We start from the raw sequence: 22,462 nt of genomic DNA on the forward strand, positions 1-22,462 counted from the left end.
CTCAATATCCAAAGAACCTGGGTAGCCACAGGGATATCTCTGGTACAAAGGCGATGATGAAAATCGCGACGGTGTTGATGAAGGCAAACGGCAGAGCTGCCAGCGAGATCTTCTCAATCGAGATGTTCGAGATCCCCGATGCGATGAACAGGTTTTCACCCAGCGGCGGCGTCTGGAAACCAATGCCCAGGCAACACACCATCACCACACCAAAGTGGATCGGATCGATACCAACGCTATAGGCAACCGGCAGCATGACAGGCACCAAGATCAGGATTGTTGCCAGTGTTTCCATGAACATCCCAACGAACAGCAGGAAGAAAATCACCAGCGTCCAGATGACATAGATATTTTCGGTAACCGACAACATGCCATCGGCAATAACCGCAGGAATCTGGTTTTCGACCAACAAGCGCCCAAACACAGTCGCGGTGAACATGATCAACAACACACGACCGGTCAGCCAGGTTGTAGTCTCAAGTGCTGCGAACAGTTTCTGCCAGCTCAGTTCGCGATAGATGAACGCACCGACAACCACAGTGTAGAAAATCGCAACAATCGCAGCCTCAGTAGGTGTAAAGAAGCCGGAGTAGATGCCACCCAGGATAACCACTGGAGCCATAAGAGCCCAGAAACCGCGGTACAATTCGCACCAGATTTGGCGAGCGGACCAACCTTTTGCAGATCCACTGTAACCGTGCTTTTTGGCCAGAATATAGTTCATGGCCAGAAGGCTGCCGGCGATCAGGAAGGCTGGCATGAAACCTGCGATAAACAGTTTAGGGATCGAGACTGTCTGGAACTGACCAAATTCTTCAACCGCAGCAGGTGGAGCGGGCATACCTAGGGCAGCAATACCAAAGATGATCAGGGGGATCGACGGTGGGATAACAATGCCCAAGCCACCCGATGAAGCTGTGATAGCCGAAGAGAAACTTCTGCCATAGCCACGGTCGATCATAGCGGGGATCATCAGCATACCAACGGCTGCTGTTGTGGCTGGGCCCGAGCCCGAAATCGCACCAAAGAACAGGCAAGCAAACACAGTTGCAGCTGACATACCGCCTGTGAAAGGCCCGGCAAAGCTCTCGGCCACATTAATTAATCGCCTAGATAGGCCAGAGGCTTCCATCAATGCGCCTGCAAGAATGAAGGCTGGCAGCGCCATAAGCGGGAATGATCCCACAGAGGTAAAGGCGATTTGGACGAACTTAATCGGGTTTTCGTCGAGGTACAAAAACGAGATCAGCGTAGACACTCCAAGGGCAACGGTGATCGGAGCCCCGATGAACAGCAGAAAGAGAAATCCCCCGAAGAGGATGAGAATGATTTGAGATTCCATTATGCCTTCTCCAGCTCAAGTTCGGCAGCTTCAGCGCGCACTTCGTCCAGATCAATGGCGTCCGGATCACGCATGTCTTCGCCCTTGATGATCTTTTTGTAGTTCACCTGAAGAACGCGGAATGTCATCAACGCGAACGCAATCGGGAGAACGATATAGACCCAGCTAAGGTGGAAGCCCAAGGTTTGGGATGACTGGAACCTGTTCATTTTATTGAAGATAAAGTCGATGGACAGATACACAAAATAGACATTGAAGAAGACCCAGAACAGGTCTGCAAATGCCTCGATGTACTTGATTGCGCCCGGTGGCAGGAACTTAAACTGAAAGGTCACGCGGTTATGGGCGCCCATCTTGGCGGCATAGCTTGCGCCAAAGAAAACGAACCAAACGAACATGTAGATCGAAAGCTCTTCAACCCACGAAAAGGAAAAGTCGAACAGGGTTCGAACGACCACCTGCAGAAATAGAAGGCAGACGAATATCGCAAGCAACGTGCGACAGATGTAGCTTTCTATGTTGTCAATTACATACCAGAATTTAGTCATTGGCCCCTCACCCTTAGTTGAGAAAAGCGCCCGAAGGCGCTTTTCGTTTTTTGTTGTTTTGAATTACTCAGAAACGGGGTCACGACCGATGGCAGTCAGCACAGCGTTCATCTTTTCGATGCCGCCGATGCTGTCGTAGAACTTCGGCCACACGGCCTCGGTTGCCAGGGTGATGAACTCTTCTTCGTTGTTCTCTGGATCCGAAATTTCCATGCCGTTTTCCAGCAGGATCTGCTTAATTTCGGCTTCTTTCTCGCGCAGGAATGTGGCGGATGCCGCTGTCGCAGCTTTACCAGCTTCAAGCACAATGGCCTGATCTTCGGCTGACAGTTCCTGGAACACCTGCTCAGATATGATCAGAGGTTCAATCGAGAAGATGTAACGGATGTTTGTCACGTACTTCTGAACTTCGTAGAACTTCATCGCGTTGATGGTGGTGTAAGGGTTGTCCTGACCATCCACAACTTTGGTTTGCAGACCGGCGAATGTCTCAGACCAAGCCATCGGGGTTGGGCTGATGCCCCATGCCTTATAGGTGTCGATCATGATTTCGTTTTTAGGAACACGGATTACCAGCCCCTTGAGATCGGCAACGGATTTGACTGGTTTTTTGGAGTTCGTCAGAACGCGGAAGCCGGTGTAAGTCCATGCAACGATGCGTACACCAGCGTCATTGATTGTGTTTTCTGTTAACTCTTGACCGATTGGTCCGTTTGTCAGCGTTTCGGCATCTTCCAGGCTCAAGATCACATAGGGCAGAGTGAAAACGCCAACGGATGGTGAAAACGGCGTGATATTGTTGATCGCCAGCAGTGACATGTCCAATGTACCGATAGCGGCATCATTAACAGTATCCTGTTCAGAGCCAAGCTGACCGTTCAGAAATAGGGTACCTGTGTGCTTGCCACCTGAAAGCTCTTCAAGGGCATTAACAAAGCCAATACCTGTAGCTTCTTGGCTACTACCGCCACTGTCGCCAACAGCAATCTTAAAGTTCTTCGCGCTAGCAGGAGCTGCAACCATGAGTGCAGCAATGGCCGCTGCCGTCGATAGGGATTTAATGAATTTCATTTCGTCTTCTCCACTTGTTGAACTGTGATTGGCTCGCAGAACGACTCGCCGCCAATCGGAAAGCCACTGACAGTAATTCTCAATAGGTTGCATTGAGGGTGTGGTTAATACAAAGTTATTGACGTATAGTTTGATGAATTGGAAACATTGATGGCACGAAAATCAGCGAGCAATAAGGTTACTAATGTCGACATAAGGTTGCTCGAGATATTTAAAACAGTTTCGGTTTGCGGGGGATTTACCGCTGCAGAGTTCGAATTGAATATTGGCAGATCAACAATCAGCAAACATATCTCCGATCTGGAAACTCGGCTTGGCTTTAAGCTCTGCCATCGCGGGCCTGCAGGGTTTTCTCTGACTTCAGATGGTGAAAACACACTGAATGCCGCAGAAGAATTGTTTCTGTCGCTTGATAGATTTCAAGAGCGGGTAGATGAGGTGCGCTCCGATTTTTCCGGAAAACTGCGCCTAGCTTGTCTTGATCACTCTTCGACAAACCCAGAGGCTAAGGTTTTTGAGGCGATTCGAATGTTTCGAGATGCTGCACCTGGTGTCACGCTGGATATATCACTTGAGCCACATAATGTGATTGAAGATGGTGTAATCAATGGGAAATTCAATATCGGAATTGTTCCATTGCACCGAAAGTCACCAATGTTGAGATACAGGAGGCTGTATACAGAGGACATGCGACTATATTGCGGTCAGGATCATGAATTGTATGATAGCCCTATTGAAATTCATGATTTGGTCGAGCTGGGAAAACATGCTTATGCAGGTTTGAATTTCAACTCTCCGAACATGGCAATTCACCACGAGTTAAATTTGCGGAAGTCAGCATTTGTGCAAAACGAAGAAGCACTTACGCTGCTCGTTCTTTCTGGTCGGTACCTTGGTTTCCTACCCACCCATACCGCGAAGCCATTTCTCAAAGCAGGACTTCTGCATGAACTGCGCAGCGACACAGCAATTTACACGTCAAACATGTCCGCCATCGTGCGAAAAAGCGCTTCCACCGGCCGGAGGCTAGGTGTGTTCCTCGACTGCCTTACCGCCGCACATTCATAACCTAAGCTCGCATCAGTAAACGGTTCTCAAATTGGTCCTGGGGCAGAAGTTGGATTAAAGAGATGTCCATGAAAAAAGAGGCCCAAAGGCCTCTTTTTTGTTTCCAGATGCTACAACTTATCAGCTCTCGCTAAGCGCGACTTTCATGCCTTTGACGTCGTAGATCACTTCGCCGTCTGCCTCGACGATACCATCGGCAACGCCCATGGTCAGGCGGCGGGTTTGGATCGCTTTGGTGAAGTCAATTTTATAGGTCAGCATCTTGCGCTCGGGGCGGACCATGCCAGTCAGTTTGACCTCGCCTACACCCAGAGCATATCCGCGACCCTGCCAGCCACGCCAGCCGAGGTTGAAGCCGGTCAGCTGCCACAATCCGTCCAGACCAAGACAGCCGGGCATGATAGGGTTGCCGGGGAAGTGGCATTCAAAGAACCAGAGCTCTGGGTTGATGTCGAATTCAGCCACGATGTGGCCCTTGCCGTGAGCGCCGCCGTCGGCGCTGACCTCAGTGATGCGGTCCATCATCAGCATCGGTGGAGCGGGCAGTTGGGCGTTGCCGGGGCCGAAAAGCTCGCCTCGGGCGCATTTCAGCAATTCGTCTTTGTCAAAGCTGCTAGGGTAATCAGCCATACTGGCGCATCTCCTGCCTGAAGTATCAAATGTTGTCTGGTTCCATGTAGCATCCTGCCAGAGGGGCCTGCAAGTGCGTGACGCGGGGGCAGGGATAAGAGCACATGTGTAGTTGCGAATGAATTTCATTTGAAATTGGAGGAAAGAATCCTCTATATATGCACAGCTACACGATGCAGGATCTGCTGATGACGCCAAACAGCGCCCAAATCGCAACCAACTGGCTGGAAACAGCCGGCCTGCGGCCGACTCGGCAGCGGGTTTCTTTGGCTGAGCTTTTGGTCGGGGATGGCAATCATCGCCATGTTACCGCCGAAAGCCTGTACGAGTCCGCCCAAACCGAAGGGGCGGTGGTTTCGCTGGCGACTGTCTACAACACTCTTCGTGCCTTTTGTGAAGCTGGGGTTCTGCAGGAAATTACTGTGGATGGGTCAAGAAGCTATTTCGATACCAACACCCACGACCATCCGCATTTTTTCTGGGAAGATGAGTGCCGTTTGTCGGATGCGCCGGCGGATCAGCTTGTGATTCAGCAGTTGCCGGATGCGCCCGAGGGCGTCGAGATTGCCTCGGTTGATGTGGTGATCCGCCTGCGTAAAACCTAAGATACGATCACATTTTCATTAAATGAGTGGCGAGTGCAGCCTGTGCGCCACCAATGAAGGTCTCTTTCGGGGCCTGAATGTGGCTGACCAAAACAATAGGTTCCTCTGCTTCGAGATCAGAAATCGGTACGCTGGCTAGTGGTTTGCCGTCGTAGCTGAGTTCGCCGGGTGGCAAGCTGTAGCTAATTCCAATTCCTTCGCCATTCGCAGCCAGACTTCTGAGAAGCTCCAGCGAAGCGGCGCGGTGGGCAACGCGTGGAACTAGTCCCTTGGATTTGAATAGCGAAAGCATGTGCTGAACCGAGAGCCCTTCCTGTGATAGGATTAAAGGGTAGTCCACCAAAGACGCAAGTGTCACGGAAGTCTGCGCCGCAAATGTGTGATCGGGAGTGATCAATGCGTGCGGGGCAACGCGGCCCAATTCGTGACGATTAAAGCTGCTGTCCAGTCCAAGATCATAGCTGAGCGCCAAGTCGAGCTCGCTTTTGGACAGGGCTGAAATCAGTTGTTCGAATCGGTCAACGTGAAAGTCGATTTGAACATCAGGCAGGGCGGTGCGCAGAATTTTCAAAGCCGGGGCCAGTAGAAACGGAGCCAAGTCGATAAAACAGCCAAGGCTAAGGCATCGCTGGTCGAGGGGCGTCATGTTTGGGGTCTCTAGCAGGGCGGCCTGATCCAGCAATACTTGAGCCTTGGCTGCGAAGTCACGACCCTGGGGTGTCAACAGCAATGACGCACCACGCCGTCGCAAAAACAACGGGTGCCCTAAGTGATCTTCGATCCGGGTCAATGCGGTCGAGAGTGCAGGTTGGCTGACATTCAAGGTGTCGGCCGCCGCCGAGAGGCTGCCATGGCGCGCAACGGCAACAGCATATTCGTAGTGGCGTAGGGTTAGGTATAACATAAACCTAAGGCTACCTTTGGAAAATATTATTTGAAACTACATTTAGTTCAACGCAGATTGGGCGCAGCAAAAATACACCTTTAGCCTCAGGAGCCCATCATGGTTCATCCGCTTATCACCCAAGATCACATCGACCAGTATCAGAAAGACGGGGTTGTATTGATCCGAGGGTTATTTGCCCATCAGGTCGAGACCTTGCGCAAAGGTGTCGCTGCAAACATGGCAGAGCCCGGACCCTATGCGTCGAACAATTTCAAAGAAGGCGAGAGTGGGCGGTTCTTTGATGACTATTGTAACTGGACCCGAATTGCCGAGTTCCAAGACGCTATTAAGGCGGCTCCGGTGGCAGAAGTGGCAGCGGACTTGATGTGTTCAAACTCGGTTCAGATGTTCCATGATCATGTGCTGGTCAAAGAGCCAGGGACGTCGATGGCAACGCCTTGGCACCAGGATGGCCCCTATTATTTCGTCGAAGGTCAGCAGAATATCAGCTTCTGGTCGCCGCTAGATCCTGTGCGCGAGGCCTCGTTGCGGTGTGTGGCAGGGTCGCATCGGTGGGAGAAGGAAGTGTTGCCGACCCGCTGGGTTTCAGAGGCGGATTTCTTCCCGGACGAGGGACAGTACATGCCCGTTCCAGATCCCGAAGCCGAGGGAATGAAAATTCTGGAGTGGGAGATGGAACCGGGAGATGCGGTGGCCTTTAATTACAAAACCCTGCATGGCGCGCGCGGCAATACGTCAGACAGTCGCCGCCGGGCGTTTTCACTGAGGTTGGTGGGGGACGATGCGCGTTATGTTGAGCGCCCTGGCCCCACGTCGCCGCCTTATCCTGGGCATGAGATGGTGCCGGGGCACAGGTTGCGCGAAGATTGGTTCCCGATGTTGCTGCAGCGTTAAGGGAAGGGGCGCTGCCCCCGCCGCCCATTGGGCGTCTCCTCCGGGATATTTTTAGCCAGATGAAGCGCGGATGCAAAGTGTCGTCTTGTTAGATTTTTTGCGTCAAAACCACTGCCCAGGTTCCATCAGTCCGAGGTCCAGCAGCTGGCGCGAGTGCCATTCAAACGGAGTTGAGTTGCGCCAGCGGAAAGTGTCGATGTCGAATGCAGAGCCTGGGTTCCGCTTTAGCGCCTTGGCCGTGCGGAAAGAGCAGACGGCAGCGGTTAGGTTATGGTGCCAGGGGCAGGCGTAGGTGTTGTATTCCTGATCGTTGAAGCTGTGATTATCTGAAAGCCGCAATTCAGCTTTCGCTCGAAACAATGAAATTCGGTCGATTTTGCGACTGTGTGGGGGGATGTGCTCTTCGTATCGCCAACGTACCCCGCCAAAGAAATCAAGCTGTCGGTCGCGAGGATTATTGGTTTCCGGATCTGGCCGTGCTTGGGCGTAATAGCCGGATTTGTCCAAGTAGGCATGCTCTAGCGAGACTGCATTCGGGGTTTGTTGCAAATCGCCAGCGTAGAGATCGACCACGTAGGTTAGCATCGCGTCGCGTCGCTCTTCTGAGTGGTAGCTAAGCATCTCGGCCACGCTGCGTGTTTCGCAAAATGGATAGAATAGGTATTCTGCATTGTAGCAATAGTACAGCCAGCAGCCGGGGTTTGCCGCTGCAATGACTGTGTTTACTCCGTTGATGACGGCTCCGGGCTTTATACTATCAAAAGGGACGCGGTGAACTCTGGCTTCGACATCCCTTGGAATATCGAATGCGTCTGGGATCAAGGCCACCACTGTTTCAAAGCCGCATTCAAGGTGGTGTCGTAAGGTGGTGGCGATCTCGACTTCGTCCTCGATGAAGATGAGGGCGACCGGCCCTTTGGCCAGCAAAGCCTTGCCTTGTTCCAGAAAGTTGTCCAGCGACGTGTACATCATACCTGCTTGTTCCCGGCTATCTGGTGTTTCGCGCCAAAATCGGTTAATCGCGCCAACATTGCAAGCCGCCGCTTTTGCCTTTATGGCAAGCGGCTACTCTACCGTCTTGGAAGGCTGATCCCATGAGCGCCCCGAAGAAGTTGTTTATCAAAACCTACGGCTGTCAGATGAATGTCTATGACAGTGAGCGCATGGCCGAAGCGCTGGGCGGGAAGGGTTATGTCGAAACCAAAGCCGCCGAAGATGCAGATATGATTCTGCTGAACACATGTCACATTCGCGAAAAAGCCGCCGAGAAGATCTATTCCGAGCTTGGGCGCATGAAGAAGTTGAAAAAGGGCAATCCGGATCTGAAAATTGGTGTGACCGGATGTGTTGCGCAAGCTGAAGGCGAAGAAATTATGCGCCGTCAGCCGATTGTAGACTTGGTGGTCGGGCCGCAGAGCTATCACCGGCTGCCTGAAATGGAGACCAAAGTTCAGGCTGGTGAAAAGGCGCTGGATACCGATTTTCCTGAAGAGGATAAGTTCGAGAAGTTGAAGGGTCGACCCAAGGCTAAGCGTGGCCCATCGGCATTTCTGACAGTTCAGGAAGGCTGTGACAAGTTCTGCGCGTTTTGTGTGGTTCCATATACGCGCGGCGCTGAGGTTAGTCGCCCTGCAGATCGCATCCTGACAGAGGCACGGGAACTGGTCGAACGTGGGGTGCGTGAAATCACTCTGCTTGGGCAGAACGTCAACGCCTATCACGGAGCCAGCGCAAATGGCGACCTGACACTGGCGCAGTTGATTTGGGAATTGGACAAGGTCGATGGGCTGGAACGGATCCGCTTTACCACGTCGCATCCCAACGACATGATGGATGATCTGATCGAGGCACATGGCACTTGCGACAAACTAATGCCCTATCTACATTTGCCAGTTCAATCAGGGTCTGACAAAATCCTGAAACGGATGAACCGTAGCCACACAGCCGAAAGCTATCTCCGTCTTGTTGAGAGAATTCGGGCAGCGCGTCCCGATATCCTGCTTTCGGGCGACTTTATTGTTGGTTTCCCCGAAGAAACTGAGGCTGATTTCCAAGCGACACTGGATCTAGTTGAAGAGGTAAAATACGGCACCGCCTATTCGTTCAAATATTCGACCCGGCCCGGTACTCCTGCGGCGGAACGGCCTTTGGTAGACGAGGACGTGGCCTCGGAGCGGTTGCAAAGGTTGCAGGCACTACTCACTCGTCAGCAGCGTGAGGTGCAGGAAAGTATGGTCGGCCGTGAGGTCGGTGTGTTGCTTGAAAAGCCAGGGCGCCTGCCGGGGCAAATGGTTGGCAAATCAGACTATCTTCATTCGGTTCACGTTGGCGACTGCGACAAGGAGGTTGGCGACATGGTGCGCGTTCACATCGTTGCATCCTCTACAAATTCACTGGCCGGAGAGCTCATCCGCTAATAGATTCGGTTGATTTTTCAGTTAAAGAGCAGCTAATGGTGGAAAATGAGACTACAGATAGGGTGCGGATTTGGGCACAATGACCGCCTAACTACATCAGTGTTCCTCAATCTGGTCTAATCCACTCAAAAAAAGCATATGAAAACATGAGCTAACTGTCTAAAAGTTAGGTAGATTAAATTTATTGATGCGTCGCGTTTGGGGCTTTGGCGGCGTTTTGGGGAACTTAGGTGAAGGAATACTCGTTGTGTTGAATTTCCAAGCGAAAGCTGCGTTTGCCAGGCTAGCCGCTGCCACGGCCGCTCTGACACTGTTGACGGCGCCGCTGCAAGCGCAAGAGCAGCGTACAGTTGTGGGTGAACGCTACGTGCCGACAATTTGGGTTGACCCGGATGGCTGTGAACACTGGGTAATGGATGATGGTGCCGAAGGTTTCATGTCGCCTCATGTGATGCCAGATGGCAAACCTGTTTGCCGTCGCGGTAACATTTGCGGTGTGATGCCCACCGATCAATTCTTTGCTACAAACCAGCATTCGATTAGTTCTGCCGGCAAAAAGCGCCTGCAAGAGTTCTTTAAGTCTGCTAATGCCCGTACCTTTGTCATTGCTGGCCATACCGATAGCCGAGCATCTGACGAATACAATATCCTTTTGTCCGAACGGCGCGCGAATGCTGTTGCGCAGGTAGGAAAATCTGTCGGCGCGCGAATCGCGGATGTTCGTGCTTATGGTGAGCGTGATCCAAGTGTACCGAACACCAGTGCCTCTAACATGGCAAAGAACCGCCGTGTCGAAATTTATTGCCTGCGCTGAGGGAGATAACTCATGCAAATTACCAAAGCCGCTTCGCTTGTCGCTGCTGTAGCAATGTTGTCCGCCTGTTCTGAGACTGGTGATAAAACCGTTGATCAGCATTTCGGTGACGCCAGTTCTGGTGGTCTGTCGCAAATGACAGCGGGGATCTGGGTTGATCCCCAAGGCTGTGAACACTGGATAATTGACGATGGTCTGGAAGGTTACGCCGATCTACGCCGCACCCCTGATGGCAAGCCTGTCTGTAACAGTGAGTTGCCCCGTAATACGGCCACTGGGCCATTTAAAAGCGGGTCCAATTTCCCGGACACTCTATAGGGTCATCTCACACGATGATGTTTATAACGGCCGCCTGAAAAGGTGGCCGTTTTGACTCAAACTGTGTGATTTTTTGTACGCTGTGCTTGCACATGGGCTCAGGCAGGGGCACACTGTAATGGTAACGCCCAATATAGGAGGTCAGTTTGGCCCTCGGCGCCCTAGACACATCGTCAGAACCCTCCGCAGATAACGAAATCTTGCTGGAATTCCCCGATAACCGATTGCTGATCGACCTCTGCGGTGAATTCGACCGCAATTTAGCCGACATCGAACATAACCTCGAGGTGCAGATTGTGCACCGAGGCAACCAGCTTGTGGTGATTGGCGAAGACGATATTCGCCAACGGGCCGTGGATGTTTTGCAGTCTTTATACGAAAGATTGGAAAGTGGCCGCACGGTCGAGGCAGCTGATGTCGATCGGGAACTTAGAATGAAGCCTCCACAGGATCTACCAAGCGGAGGTCAGCTTGAGATGTTCAAAGGTGGGCATGTCGAGATCAAGACCCGTAAGAAGTTGGTCGAGCCGCGAACAGACGCCCAAAAAGCCTATGTTCAGTCACTTTTTGCGCATGAGCTTGCATTTGGGATTGGCCCAGCCGGTACTGGTAAGACTTATCTCGCGGTAGCTGTTGGCGTCTCCATGTTCATCACTGGGCATGTCGATAAAATTATCTTGTCCCGTCCTGCCGTCGAGGCCGGTGAGAAACTTGGATATTTACCCGGCGACATGAAGGACAAAGTCGATCCTTACATGCAGCCACTGTATGATGCGCTGAGTGACTTTTTACCTGGTAAGCAGTTGGCAAAACTCATTGAAGAAAAGCGGATTGAAATCGCGCCTTTGGCCTTTATGCGTGGTCGAACTCTCAGCAATGCCTATGTGGTTCTTGACGAAGCCCAAAATGCTACAACCATGCAAATGAAGATGTTCCTGACCCGTTTGGGCGAGGGGTCACGCATGGTGATCACCGGTGATCGGACCCAGATAGACTTGCCGCGAAATGTTCCATCGGGCCTTCAGGATGCCGAGCGCTTGCTGTCTTCAATTCCAAAAGTAAGCTTTAATTACTTTACGTCGCGCGACGTTGTCCGCCACCCGCTTGTTGCTGCTATCATCGAGGCTTACGAGGCAGATGACAAAGCTTGACCTCTCGGTTATGTCCCCTGTTCATCTGGCCTTAAATATCCCGGGGGTATGGGGGCTGGCCCCCAATACGCAAAAGTAGGTCATGACACTGGACATAACATTAGAAGACACCCGCTGGCAGCAGGTTCACTTGGAAGCTTTGGTGACTCAAGTTGTGGCTTTGACGCTGCAGCACTTTGATATCGACGTCGAAGCTTGTGAGGTGTCGGTTTTGGCCTGTGACGACCAGCGTATTGCAGAGTTGAACAATGAATTTCGCGATAAACCCGGGGCAACAAATGTCCTGAGCTGGCCTGCCGAGGATCTGGCCGCAGAGCTCCCCGGCGGCATTCCCGAAAGTCCAGAACCCGATTTTACCGGTGAAATTGCCCTTGGCGATATCGCAATTTCTTTCGACACATGTGCCCGCGAGGCCATGGACGCAGGCAAAGTGATGGACGACCATATCCGTCATTTGATCGTTCACGGGGTCTTGCATCTGTTGGGTTATGATCACATTCGTGACCCGGATGCCACGTTGATGGAAAATGTCGAGGTCGAGATACTTGGCAAAATGGGTGTGGATAACCCATATGTAGAAAAAGAGGCCCTCGATACGGGGCGCAACGGATAGGAAAAATGGGCGATATAGACGGCAGTTCTAACGCGGCGCATAGCGCGCAGCAGAGCGATATCAGTGCGGAGCCAAGACCAGAATCCACGCAACGGACTGGTTTTTTGGGCCGATTTTTTGGAAGACTGACACGATCAGAAGCCGAAGCGGTATCACCAGTTAACGGCCATGTTGCAGCGCAAGAGCAGCCGCATGGTATCATCAACCTCTCAAGGATGCGGGTTGAAGACGTCGCAATCCCCACAGCAGAAATCATTGCTGTGCCCGTTTCCATTCCGATGGACGAGTTGGTGACTGTATTTCGTGATAGTGGTTTGACCCGAATCCCGGTCTATGAGGGTACGCTGGATACACCTTTGGGGTTTGCTCACCTCAAAGATCTGGCCCTAACCCACGGTTTCAGCAGCGATGATCGTGATTTTGACCTGTCCCTGATGCTTCGTCCCGTGCTGTTTGTGCCGCCATCGATGCCAATTGGTGTGCTCTTTTCTAAAATGCAAACTGAACGGCGTCACATGGCTTTGGTGATCGACGAATATGGTGGTGTTGACGGGCTGCTGACGATCGAGGACCTGATTGAACAGGTCGTCGGTGAAATCGAAGATGAACATGATGCAGGTGAAGATCAGACTTGGTTCAAGGAAAAACCCGGCTGCTACATTGCTCAGGCCCGAACCCCACTCGATGAGTTTGAAGCTGAAATTGGTCGGTCCCTGACCAGTCATGAGGACGTCGATGAAGAAGAAATCGATTCTTTGGGGGGGCTGGTGTTCATGCTGTCAGGCCGTGTTCCGGCCCGAGGTGAAGTTGTTCTTCATCCCGATGGCCCGGAATTCGAAGTGATGGATGCAGATCCGCGTCGTATCAAACGGCTTCGGGTTCGGCTGCCGGACGAAGCTGCGTGATTTCAATTTTACGTGGGGCAAATTCACCAACCTCTTTGCAGTATTGCTCGGCCATACTAACAATGGCAATGGGTGCGGTGTTGGCCCAAGCTCTTGCGCCTGTGCAATTTCTGTGGGGAATACCCATAGCTTTTGGGCTGGTCTCTGCCCAGTTCATGCGAGTGAACTCAGCTTGGACTGGTGCAAGAGTAGGCTGGTTTTTGGGGTTTGGCTATTTTAGCTTTGCCATGTCCTGGATTGTCGAACCGTTTCAGGTTGATCCAGACCGACATGCCTGGATGGCACCGTTTGCCTTGGTGTTTTTGGCTGCTGGGCTGGCGTTGTTCTGGGGGCTGGCATTTGGGCTGGCGGCCAAAGTTTCGCAACGTGGCTTGCGTGTTCTGGCCTTGATCGTAGCATGGTCGCTGGCCGAGTTTGGCCGCGCATATCTGCTAACTGGCCTGCCGTGGGCGGCTTTTGGTCAATTCTGGATGGACAGTCCTGTTGCCGTTTTGTTGCCCTGGATTGGGCCCCATGGGGTTGCGTTTCTGACACTAGCTGCGGTTTTGCCGCTGGGCTTGGCCCTGCGAAACCCCGTCGTGGCCAGCGTGCCTTTGCTGTCGGCAGTGGGGATCTTGTGGCTCCTTCCGTCCCCGCCTGAGACAATCTTAACCTCTAAAACAGTGCGGTTGGTGCAACCCAATGCACCGCAAGATCAAAAATGGCATCCTGAGTACCGCTGGGGATTTGTACGTCGGCAGTTGTCCTATACCAGTGCTCAACCTCGACCAGATCTAGTTGTTTGGCCGGAAACCGCAGTCCCGCAGATGCTGAATTCTGCGGGTGATATTTTGGCGGCGATAGCTGATGCTGCGGATGGTGTCCCGGTGATCACTGGGATCCAGCGTCGTCTGGATCTGCGGTTTTTCAACTCTTTGGTCGTACTGGATGCTTCCGGAGGCGCGCGCCAGATATATGACAAGGCCCATCTGGTGCCCTTTGGTGAGTATGTGCCGTTTGGGAATATCCTTGCGCGGTTTGGCATTACTGGTTTCGCCTCGCAGACCGGTTCTGGCTATTCAGCCGGGCCGGGGCCTCAGATTCTGGATCTAGCAATCGGCAAGGCTCTTCCTCTTATCTGTTACGAAGCGGTGTTTCCGCAGCTGCTGAACTCGGCCCCCACGCGGGCGGATATGCTGATCCAGGTCACAAATGACGCCTGGTTTGGTACCTATTCCGGTCCGTACCAGCATTTGGTGCAGGCCCGGATGCGGGCAGCCGAACAAGGTCTGCCGATGATCCGGGTGGCAAATACTGGCGTCTCAGCGATGATTGACGGATATGGTCGCATCCGTGAAAGCCTCCCATTGGGAGAGGCTGGATTTGTCGATGCCCGACTACCGCGCCCTCTGGCGCCAACATTGTATAGCCGAATTGGCGATATACCGGTGTTTGGGTTACTACTAATGCTGGCTGGATTTGTAGTCGTGCAATCTCGGCGCTCTACATCATCCTAACGTTCACTTAACCCACGCTGTGGATAGCGATTGACCCGCGCTGAAAGGGCGCGTATCTCCCCTCAATACCCACCACAACGGCTTCCTGACGTGGTAGGCGAAACCCAATGGAGCACTTTCATGACCCTTAAGAATTTTACTTTCACTTCGGAATCTGTTTCCGAGGGCCATCCTGATAAGGTCTGTGACCGCATTTCGGATGCTGTTCTGGACGCTTTCTTGGCCGAAGAACCAGAGGCCCGCGTGGCCGCAGAGACATTTGCTACCACCAACCGAGTTATCATAGGTGGTGAAGTTGGCCTGACAGATCAGGACAAACTTCACGATTACATGGGCCGTATCGACGAAATTGCGCGCGCCTGTATTAAAGATATTGGCTATGAGCAGGAAAAATTTCACCACGAGACTGTTGAAATTACCAACTTGTTGCACGAGCAGTCTGCACACATCGCCCAGGGTGTAGATGCCGCTGCTGACAAAGAAGAAGGCGCAGGCGATCAAGGTATCATGTTTGGCTATGCCACAACTGAAACCCCAGCTTTGATGCCGGCCCCTATCCAGTACTCCCACGCGATCCTGCGGCGTCTCGCCGAAGTTCGAAAGGATGGTACTGAGCCTACGCTTGGCCCTGATGCCAAATCGCAGCTTTCTGTTGTGTATGAAAACGGCAAGCCGGTTGGCGTTAGCTCAGTTGTTTTGTCGACCCAGCATCTGGATGAAACGCTGACTTCGAACGATATCCGCGCGATTGTTGCGCCGTATATCACCGAAGTTCTGCCCGAAGGCTGGTTGACTGACGCGACTGAATGGCACGTCAACCCAACCGGCAAGTTTGTCATCGGCGGCCCCGATGGTGACGCTGGCCTGACAGGTCGCAAGATCATCGTGGATACCTATGGTGGCGCTGCGCCGCATGGTGGCGGTGCCTTCTCTGGTAAAGATCCGACCAAAGTTGACCGCTCTGCCGCTTATGCCGCGCGCTATCTGGCGAAAAACGTGGTTGCTGCTGGTCTGGCTGAACGCTGCACCATTCAGCTGTCATATGCTATTGGCGTATCGAAACCTTTGTCGATCTATGCTGACACGCATGGCACCGGCGAAGTGTCACCTGCTGCCATTGAAAAGGCAATTGATCAGGTGATGGATTTGACCCCACGTGGCATCCGTGAGCATCTGGGCATGAACCGGCCAATCTATCAGCGTACCGCAGCCTATGGTCACTTTGGCCGTGAGCCTGAGGCCGATGGTGGCTTTAGCTGGGAGAAGACAGATCTGGTCGAGGCCATGAAGAAACTGGTTTGATCCTTGTTTGCTGAAGTTTAGAAAAGGCGGGCCTAGTGCCCGCCTTTTTGTTTTTAGACTGAAATTGCCCCATGTAGAACATTTAGGCTTGGGCCATGACATGATTATTGGACAGCCTCCGGATCAGGGCATAGCATCTAGATAGCAGCCACTTGGAGCCGGGAGCCAATATGTTACGTATCATTCTTGTCGGAATGTTTTCCTTTGTGGCGCTGCCCCTGGCGGCAAAGGGGCCGCTGCCCGCGAAATTCACTGTCGACGGGCAGGTGTTGATTTACGACACCGAAATGCAAATTCTGGGAGAAGACGTGGAGATGACCGTCGATGACGTCGACGACTTGAAGGACATGCTCAGCAAGCATCCCGAAGTAACCGAACTGCAATTGAACAGTAGCGGCGGTAGTGTGTTTGCTGGCGAGGAGATGGCGTGGATCGTCATTGGTTTTGGTCTCGACACCACTGTATCCGGAGAATGTATCAGCGCCTGCATAGATCTGTTCCTTGCGGGCAACAGGCGCAGAATGACATTGGGATCCAAGATGGGGTTCCATCAGCGCCGCTGGTCCCCAAAATCGGTCAAAAGCTATTATGAAAATTGGAGTGCTGAAGAAGGCTGGGAAACGCCTTTTGACTTTGGCAGTTGGATTTATGCGGACACCCAAACTGAAATCTATCAGCATCTTAAATATCTGATTGAACGGGGTGTCGATGCCGGGTTTGCAGTTGAAACGCTAAGGGTTGATTCCAGTGCCGAATGGTATCCCTCGCGATTGAAATTAATTGCGGCTGGAGTGCTTCGTGAAGATCCAATGGCAAATTGATCCGACTAGTGTGACTTGACCCTGCTGGGCAGTTGCGGCACAGGGGCTGCCAATATTGCCGCCGCAGCCGAACAGGAACCTGCCAGATGTCCGACGATCAGACCCCGAGTGACAAGACCAGTGATGCGCCTGCAGGCGTTGGCCATCAAAGCGGAGCCCCTTGGCGCAACTTTTATGGTCGCTTCAAAGGCAAAACACTAAAGCCTAACCAGAAAACCTATCTGGACGAGGACCTGGGTCCTCTTAGCCCAGGCGCTGTCACTTGGGAGGAAAACCCGGAGCGTACAAATCTCGATTTGCAGGCGCTTTTCGGAGGTCGTGATGTTTGGCTCGAGGTTGGTTTCGGCGGGGGCGAGCACTTGGTGCACCAAGCCAGCAATAACCCCGATGTTGGCATTATAGGAGCAGAGCCTTACGTCAACGGTGTTGCCACGTTGTTGGGCAAGATCCGACAGTCCGAGTGTGACAATATCGCGGTTCACCCTGGCGACGCACGGGACCTGATGGATGTTTTGCCCGATCAATCAATCTCGCGTGCCTTCTTGCTATATCCCGACCCATGGCCCAAGGCCCGTCACCATCGCCGGCGGTTCGTGACGCAGGAACACCTAGAACCACTGGCCAAGGTTCTTAAGCCCGGAGCCATCTTCCGCGTTGCCACTGACATTCCTGATTATGTGCGCCAGACCAATGAGGAAGTTCCACAGGCTGGTTTTGAACGGCTGACAGTTGAGGGTGAAGACTGGCATCATCCCTGGAGTGATTGGCTTTCTACCCGATACGAGCAAAAAGCTCTGCGTGAAGGCCGTACCCCTCATTACCTGACTTTCCGGCGTCTTCCCTAAAGCCCTGAGGCGGATAGGTGCTGGACCGTATGCCGCCAATTCGCTACCGATAGCGCAAACGACTGATTGACGAAGGAACATCCATGTCTGCTCACGGCACTCCGATCCCGATGACCTCTCACCGCTGTGGCCCGCTCAAGGGCGTGGCTGAGGTGCCTGGTGACAAGTCGATCTCACATCGCTCTTTGATCCTAGGTGCTATGGCGGTTGGTGAAACGAAGATCACCGGGTTGCTTGAGGGCGAAGATGTGCTGGACACCGCCAAGGCAATGCAGGCTTTTGGCGCCGAGGTGACCAACCATGGTGGCGGCGAATGGTCAGTGTTTGGCGTCGGTGTTGGTGGCTTTGCCGAGCCGGACAATGTGATTGACTGCGGCAACTCGGGCACTGGTGTGCGGTTGATCATGGGCACCATGGCGACCTCACCGATTAGCGTGACATTTACCGGTGACGCCAGCCTGAACAGTCGCCCAATGGCGCGGGTCACCGATCCGCTGGCACTATTTGGCGCACAGACTGTTGGTCGCAAGGGCGGTCGCCTGCCGATGACCATCGTCGGCGCAGCAGATCCAGTTCCAGTTCGGTATGTGGTGCCGGTTCCGTCTGCTCAGGTGAAATCGGCTGTTCTTCTGGCTGGCCTGAACGCACCCGGTGAAACTGTAGTTGTCGAAAAAGAAGCCACCCGCGATCATTCTGAGCGGATGCTGGCTGGATTTGGCGCCGACATTACGGTGGAAGAGACTGATGAAGGCCGGGTGATCACCCTGAAAGGCCAGCCGGAGCTGAAGCCGCAGTCGATTATCGTGCCACGTGATCCATCCAGTGCTGCCTTTCCGGTTTGCGCAGCCCTGATCACCGAAGGGTCTGACGTACTGGTGCCCAATATTGGCCTGAACCCAACCCGCGCGGGGCTGTATTTTACCTTGCAAGACATGGGCGCGGATCTGACCTTTGAAAACATGCGCGAAGAAGGCGGCGAACCTGTTGCCGACCTTCGTGCCAAGTATTCGCCCAACATGAAGGGGATTGAAGTTCCCCCGTCTCGGGCTGCATCGATGATCGACGAATACCCGGTGCTGTCTGTGGTGGCCTCGTTCGCCACTGGCAAGACCATGATGGCGGGCGTCAAAGAGCTTCGGGTTAAGGAAAGCGATCGGATTGACGCCATGGCCAAGGGCCTGCGCGCCAATGGTGTGACCGTTGATGAGGGCGAAGATTGGTGGTCGGTCGAGGGGCTGGGCATTGATGGCGTGCCGGGCGGCGAGAGCTGTGACAGCGTGCTGGATCACCGCATTGCAATGTCGTTCATGGTGATGGGCATGGGCTCACAGAAGGCTGTGTCTGTGAACGACGGCAGCCCGATTGCCACGTCTTTCCCCATTTTTGAAAGCCTGATGGGCAACCTTGGTGCCCGGCTGACCCGCGACAATCACTAAGGGACTGCTGATGTCGCATTGGGCCCCTGCCAGACAAGTGCTTGTAGCCTATTGGTTGTGCTTCGCTGCGGCTTTGGGGGTCTATGCGGCCATGGTGACATGGACACTGCCAGGCATTGCAGCCGAGGCCGGGGGGCTAACGCCTTTTGACATGCGCCCCTTTGGTTATTCGCACGACGAGGCCCTGGCGTTCTTGTCGGCGCTAACGGACGAAGGTCGCAGGCTATATACTGGCCCGCAGAAGATGTTGGATGCAGTTTACCCGGCTTTTCTGGCCATCGTGCTGGCAGGGGCAGTCAAACACCTGTTCCCGCGCGGGGTACTTTATTCGCTCATGATGGCCTGCATCGTAGCCGGAATGGCGGCGGATTATCTGGAGAATATGCGTGTCGCGATAATGTTGGCGGGGGAGACCAGCCCTGATGCCATCGCAGCGGCGGCGCGCGCAACGGTTCTGAAATCATCTCTGACCGGGATTGCAATGATTGTTATACTTGGGCGGTTGATCCGTACCGTCTGGCACAAATGGACAAAAAATGACTGATAGCTTTACCATCGCAATCGACGGACCCGCAGCAGCGGGCAAGGGCACGATATCCAAGGCGGTTGCGACCGAGTTTGGCTTTGCTTACCTAGATACCGGTCTGTTGTATCGGGCTGTCGGAGCGCGCGTATTGACAGGGGTAGATCCAATCGAGGCTGCCCAGACTTTGCAACCCGAAGACCTGGACCGTGATGACCTGCGCACAGCCGAGGTAGCACAGGCGGCATCCAAAGTTGCGGTGATTAGTGAAGTCCGCTCGGCGTTGGTAGATTTTCAGCGCGCCTTTGCCCGTCGTGCAGGGGGCGCTGTTCTGGATGGGCGCGACATTGGCACTGTGATCTGCCCGAATGCGGAGGCGAAGCTATATGTCACCGCCAGCGCCGAGGTGCGGGCCAAACGGCGGTTTCTGGAGCTGACCGGCAAGGGCGAAGTGACATCACTGGAAACGGTTCTGGCAGATGTGAAGATGCGTGACGACCGGGATATGAACCGAGCTGAGGCGCCGATGAAGCCTGCCGAGGATGCTGTCGTAATTGATACCAGTGATTTGAGCATCGAACAGGCGCTAGAGTTGGCGTTAAAGACCATCGAAGCCGTACGACGAACATAAGCCCTTATTGGTTGATGGTGCGGCGCGCGAAATTCAACACCGCGGTCTCGCCTTCTAATTCTTCCATAAAATACACGGTTGCAAACGACGGTTCTACTTGCGCCGGTAAGAGAATCCGAATATATCGCGCGCTGTCAGTATAGAGGCGGCTAACGTCCACACGGCATTATGAGCAGGGCTGGGGAATACTCCGGCCCTTTGTGTTTGTTTGCTTATACCGTTTGTGCGGCGCCCATATTGACCAAACCCCAAGACCGGCGGAGACAACCGCACGGCCAGAAAACAAATGTAAAAGGAAACATGAGACCTCATGGCTCAAAACGTATCTATGGAGGACTTCGAAGCCCTTCTTAACGAAAGCTTCGAAATGGACACCCCTGATGAGGGTTCCGTTGTAAAAGGCAAAGTCATCGCGATTGAAGCGGGGCAGGCCATCATCGACGTCGGCTACAAAATGGAAGGCCGCGTTGATCTGAAAGAATTCTCCAATCCAGGTGAAGAAGCTGAATTGGCTGTTGGCGACGAGGTCGAAGTCTACCTGCGTTCCGCTGAAAATGCCAAAGGCGAAGCCGTTATCTCGCGTGAGATGGCTCGCCGTGAAGAAGCTTGGGATCGTCTGGAAAAGGCTTACGCAAACGAAGAGCGCGTCGATGGCGCAATCTTTGGTCGCGTCAAAGGTGGCTTTACTGTCGACCTCGGCGGCGCAGTTGCGTTCTTGCCCGGTTCGCAGGTTGACGTCCGTCCCGTACGTGACGCTGGCCCTCTGATGGGTCTGAAGCAGCCGTTCCAGGTTCTGAAAATGGACCGCCGTCGTGGCAACATCGTTGTATCGCGTCGTGCGATCCTCGAAGAGTCCCGTGCCGAACAGCGCGCCGAAGTTATTGCTAACCTGACCGAAGGTCAGGCTGTTGACGGTGTTGTCAAGAACATCACCGAATACGGTGCGTTTGTTGACCTAGGCGGCGTAGACGGCCTGCTGCACGTCACAGACATGGCATGGCGTCGTGTGAACCACCCATCCGAGATCCTGACAATCGGTGAGACCGTTAAGGTCCAGGTTATCAAGATCAACAAAGAGACCCACCGTATCTCCTTGGGCATGAAACAGCTGCAGGACGATCCATGGGATCTGGTTGCTGCTAAGTTCCCACTGGAAACTGTGCACACTGGTCGCGTCACCAACATCACCGACTACGGTGCATTTGTTGAGCTAGAGCCAGGTGTTGAAGGTCTGGTTCACGTGTCCGAGATGTCCTGGACCAAGAAAAACATCCACCCAGGCAAGATCGTTTCGACCAGCCAGGAAGTGGAAGTGATGGTTCTGGATATCGACAGCTCCAAGCGTCGCGTATCCCTGGGTCTCAAGCAGACACAGCGTAACCCATGGGAAGTTTTCGCAGAAGCACACCCTGAGGGCACCGAAGTCGAAGGCGAAGTCAAGAACATCACCGAATTCGGTCTGTTCATTGGTCTCGAAGGCGACATCGACGGCATGGTTCACCTGTCCGACCTGTCCTGGGACGAGCGCGGCGAAGATGCGATCCAGAGCTACCACAAGAACGACGTTGTTCAGGCGGTTGTCTCCGAGGTTGATGTTGAGAAAGAGCGTATCTCTCTCTCGATCAAAAACCTGGGTGGCGACAAGTTCGCTGAAGCAACTGGCGGCGTGAAGCGCGGAACGATCGTAACTGTTGAAGTTACAGCGATCGAAGAAGGCGGTATCGAAGTTGTGTATGAAGGCATGAAGTCCTTCATCCGTCGCTCCGACCTGTCCCGTGACCGTGCTGAACAGCGCCCTGAGCGTTTCAACGTTGGCGACAAGGTTGATGTTCGCATCACTAACGTTGACAGCAAAACACGTCGTCTGGGTCTGTCGATCAAGGCGCGTGAAATTGCTGAAGAAAAAGAAGCAGTGGCACAGTATGGCTCCTCGGACTCCGGCGCATCGCTGGGCGACATCCTGGGCGCAGCACTGAAGTCGGGCGACTGATCTTCAGCTCTCTTTAGAGATACAAACAATAAAAAGCCCCGCTCAACAGCGGGGCTTTTTTTGAATGAAAAGTCGGTTGTTCGTGATCCGAACGAAGCATCGGGTAGCTATGACGTTGCTCCGAATCAATTGCCT

Annotated in this window: 23 protein-coding genes and 1 riboswitch; of the genes, 17 read left to right on the forward strand and 6 right to left on the reverse strand. The window is 53.4% G+C overall.

All coding sequences use genetic code 11. The features are described from left to right. Position 1 precedes the first annotated feature (1 nt). From DL239_RS14095 to DL239_RS14105, 3 genes are all read right to left on the reverse strand, one after another. Complete coding sequence (locus DL239_RS14095; protein ID WP_167684746.1) at positions 2-1,342, reverse strand: TRAP transporter large permease; 1,341 nt, start codon at positions 1,340-1,342, stop codon at positions 2-4. After that, entirely contained in the window at positions 1,342-1,890 is a 549-nt protein-coding gene (locus DL239_RS14100) for a TRAP transporter small permease (RefSeq protein WP_167684747.1), read from the reverse strand. The genes DL239_RS14095 and DL239_RS14100 overlap by 1 nt, the downstream gene beginning before the upstream one ends. Positions 1,891-1,953: 63 nt before the next feature. Continuing rightward, positions 1,954-2,961 carry a TRAP transporter substrate-binding protein gene (locus tag DL239_RS14105; RefSeq protein WP_167684748.1) on the reverse strand — a complete coding sequence of 336 codons (1,008 nt, stop codon included), beginning with the start codon at positions 2,959-2,961 and terminating at the stop codon, positions 1,954-1,956. A 150-nt stretch (positions 2,962-3,111) separates the two neighbouring features. Between DL239_RS14105 and DL239_RS14110 the strand changes: the two genes are divergently transcribed. Continuing rightward, complete coding sequence (locus DL239_RS14110; RefSeq protein WP_167684749.1) at positions 3,112-4,029, forward strand: LysR family transcriptional regulator; 918 nt, start codon at positions 3,112-3,114, stop codon at positions 4,027-4,029. Positions 4,030-4,149: 120 nt separating this feature from the next. Here DL239_RS14110 and fabA read toward each other — a convergent pair whose 3' ends face one another. Next, positions 4,150-4,659, reverse strand: coding sequence for a bifunctional 3-hydroxydecanoyl-ACP dehydratase/trans-2-decenoyl-ACP isomerase (fabA, locus tag DL239_RS14115; RefSeq protein WP_167684750.1), 510 nt, complete (start codon positions 4,657-4,659; stop codon positions 4,150-4,152). A gap of 188 nt (positions 4,660-4,847) precedes the next feature. Between fabA and irrA the strand changes: the two genes are divergently transcribed. Next, a complete protein-coding gene (gene irrA / locus DL239_RS14120) occupies positions 4,848-5,264 on the forward strand; it encodes an iron response transcriptional regulator IrrA (RefSeq protein ID WP_167684819.1) in 417 nt (138 codons plus the stop codon). Between the two features lie 7 nt (positions 5,265-5,271). Here irrA and DL239_RS14125 read toward each other — a convergent pair whose 3' ends face one another. After that, a complete protein-coding gene (locus DL239_RS14125; protein ID WP_167684751.1) occupies positions 5,272-6,168 on the reverse strand; it encodes a LysR family transcriptional regulator in 897 nt (298 codons plus the stop codon). Between the two features lie 99 nt (positions 6,169-6,267). Between DL239_RS14125 and DL239_RS14130 the strand changes: the two genes are divergently transcribed. Further along, a complete protein-coding gene (locus DL239_RS14130) occupies positions 6,268-7,065 on the forward strand; it encodes a phytanoyl-CoA dioxygenase family protein (protein WP_167684752.1) in 798 nt (265 codons plus the stop codon). 102 nt (positions 7,066-7,167) lie between these two features. Here the strand turns inward: DL239_RS14130 and DL239_RS14135 are convergent, their stop codons facing one another. After that, on the reverse strand, positions 7,168-8,037 hold the full coding sequence (locus DL239_RS14135) for a glycosyltransferase family protein (protein ID WP_167684753.1): 870 nt from the start codon (positions 8,035-8,037) through the stop codon (positions 7,168-7,170). A 122-nt stretch (positions 8,038-8,159) separates the two neighbouring features. On the opposite strand from DL239_RS14135, the gene miaB reads away from it, so the two are divergent. The 14 genes from miaB (at position 8,160) to rpsA (ending at position 22,327) form a co-directional block, all read left to right on the forward strand. Beyond that, positions 8,160-9,482 carry a tRNA (N6-isopentenyl adenosine(37)-C2)-methylthiotransferase MiaB gene (miaB, locus tag DL239_RS14140; protein ID WP_167684754.1) on the forward strand — a complete coding sequence of 441 codons (1,323 nt, stop codon included), beginning with the start codon at positions 8,160-8,162 and terminating at the stop codon, positions 9,480-9,482. A 187-nt stretch (positions 9,483-9,669) separates the two neighbouring features. Further along, on the forward strand, positions 9,670-10,296 hold the full coding sequence (locus DL239_RS14145; RefSeq protein ID WP_167684755.1) for an OmpA family protein: 627 nt from the start codon (positions 9,670-9,672) through the stop codon (positions 10,294-10,296). A 12-nt stretch (positions 10,297-10,308) separates the two neighbouring features. Further along, on the forward strand, positions 10,309-10,614 hold the full coding sequence (locus tag DL239_RS14150; RefSeq protein WP_167684756.1) for a hypothetical protein: 306 nt from the start codon (positions 10,309-10,311) through the stop codon (positions 10,612-10,614). A gap of 146 nt (positions 10,615-10,760) precedes the next feature. Next, complete coding sequence (locus DL239_RS14155) at positions 10,761-11,765, forward strand: PhoH family protein (protein WP_167684757.1); 1,005 nt, start codon at positions 10,761-10,763, stop codon at positions 11,763-11,765. A gap of 82 nt (positions 11,766-11,847) precedes the next feature. After that, positions 11,848-12,378, forward strand: a complete 531-nt coding sequence (gene ybeY, locus DL239_RS14160) for an rRNA maturation RNase YbeY (RefSeq protein WP_167684758.1) — start codon at positions 11,848-11,850, stop codon at positions 12,376-12,378. 5 nt (positions 12,379-12,383) lie between these two features. Beyond that, complete coding sequence (locus DL239_RS14165) at positions 12,384-13,283, forward strand: hemolysin family protein (RefSeq protein ID WP_167684759.1); 900 nt, start codon at positions 12,384-12,386, stop codon at positions 13,281-13,283. A 77-nt stretch (positions 13,284-13,360) separates the two neighbouring features. Next, on the forward strand, positions 13,361-14,779 hold the full coding sequence (gene lnt / locus DL239_RS14170) for an apolipoprotein N-acyltransferase (protein WP_369410573.1): 1,419 nt from the start codon (positions 13,361-13,363) through the stop codon (positions 14,777-14,779). 66 nt (positions 14,780-14,845) lie between these two features. Next, a riboswitch (SAM-SAH riboswitch) is annotated at positions 14,846-14,894 on the forward strand. Between the two features lie 5 nt (positions 14,895-14,899). Continuing rightward, positions 14,900-16,081: a methionine adenosyltransferase gene (gene metK, locus DL239_RS14175; protein ID WP_167684760.1), complete on the forward strand. Its 1,182-nt coding sequence runs from the start codon at positions 14,900-14,902 to the stop codon at positions 16,079-16,081. 170 nt (positions 16,082-16,251) lie between these two features. Further along, the gene (locus DL239_RS14180) at positions 16,252-16,902 is read left to right on the forward strand and encodes a COG3904 family protein (RefSeq protein WP_240931873.1); all 651 of its coding nucleotides are present in this window, start codon (positions 16,252-16,254) and stop codon (positions 16,900-16,902) included. Positions 16,903-16,988: 86 nt separating this feature from the next. Further along, entirely contained in the window at positions 16,989-17,747 is a 759-nt protein-coding gene (gene trmB / locus DL239_RS14185; protein WP_167684761.1) for a tRNA (guanine(46)-N(7))-methyltransferase TrmB, read from the forward strand. An 83-nt stretch (positions 17,748-17,830) separates the two neighbouring features. Further along, the gene (gene aroA / locus DL239_RS14190; RefSeq protein WP_167684762.1) at positions 17,831-19,183 is read left to right on the forward strand and encodes a 3-phosphoshikimate 1-carboxyvinyltransferase; all 1,353 of its coding nucleotides are present in this window, start codon (positions 17,831-17,833) and stop codon (positions 19,181-19,183) included. 10 nt (positions 19,184-19,193) lie between these two features. Then, complete coding sequence (locus DL239_RS14195) at positions 19,194-19,727, forward strand: hypothetical protein (RefSeq protein ID WP_167684763.1); 534 nt, start codon at positions 19,194-19,196, stop codon at positions 19,725-19,727. Next, entirely contained in the window at positions 19,720-20,337 is a 618-nt protein-coding gene (gene cmk / locus DL239_RS14200) for a (d)CMP kinase (RefSeq protein WP_167684764.1), read from the forward strand. The genes DL239_RS14195 and cmk overlap by 8 nt, the downstream gene beginning before the upstream one ends. A 310-nt stretch (positions 20,338-20,647) precedes the next feature. Further along, entirely contained in the window at positions 20,648-22,327 is a 1,680-nt protein-coding gene (gene rpsA / locus DL239_RS14205; protein WP_206188464.1) for a 30S ribosomal protein S1, read from the forward strand. Positions 22,328-22,462: the final 135 nt, after the last annotated feature.

It is taken from the genome of Parasedimentitalea denitrificans, assembly GCF_011813015.1.
GTDB lineage: Bacteria > Pseudomonadota > Alphaproteobacteria > Rhodobacterales > Rhodobacteraceae > Parasedimentitalea > Parasedimentitalea denitrificans.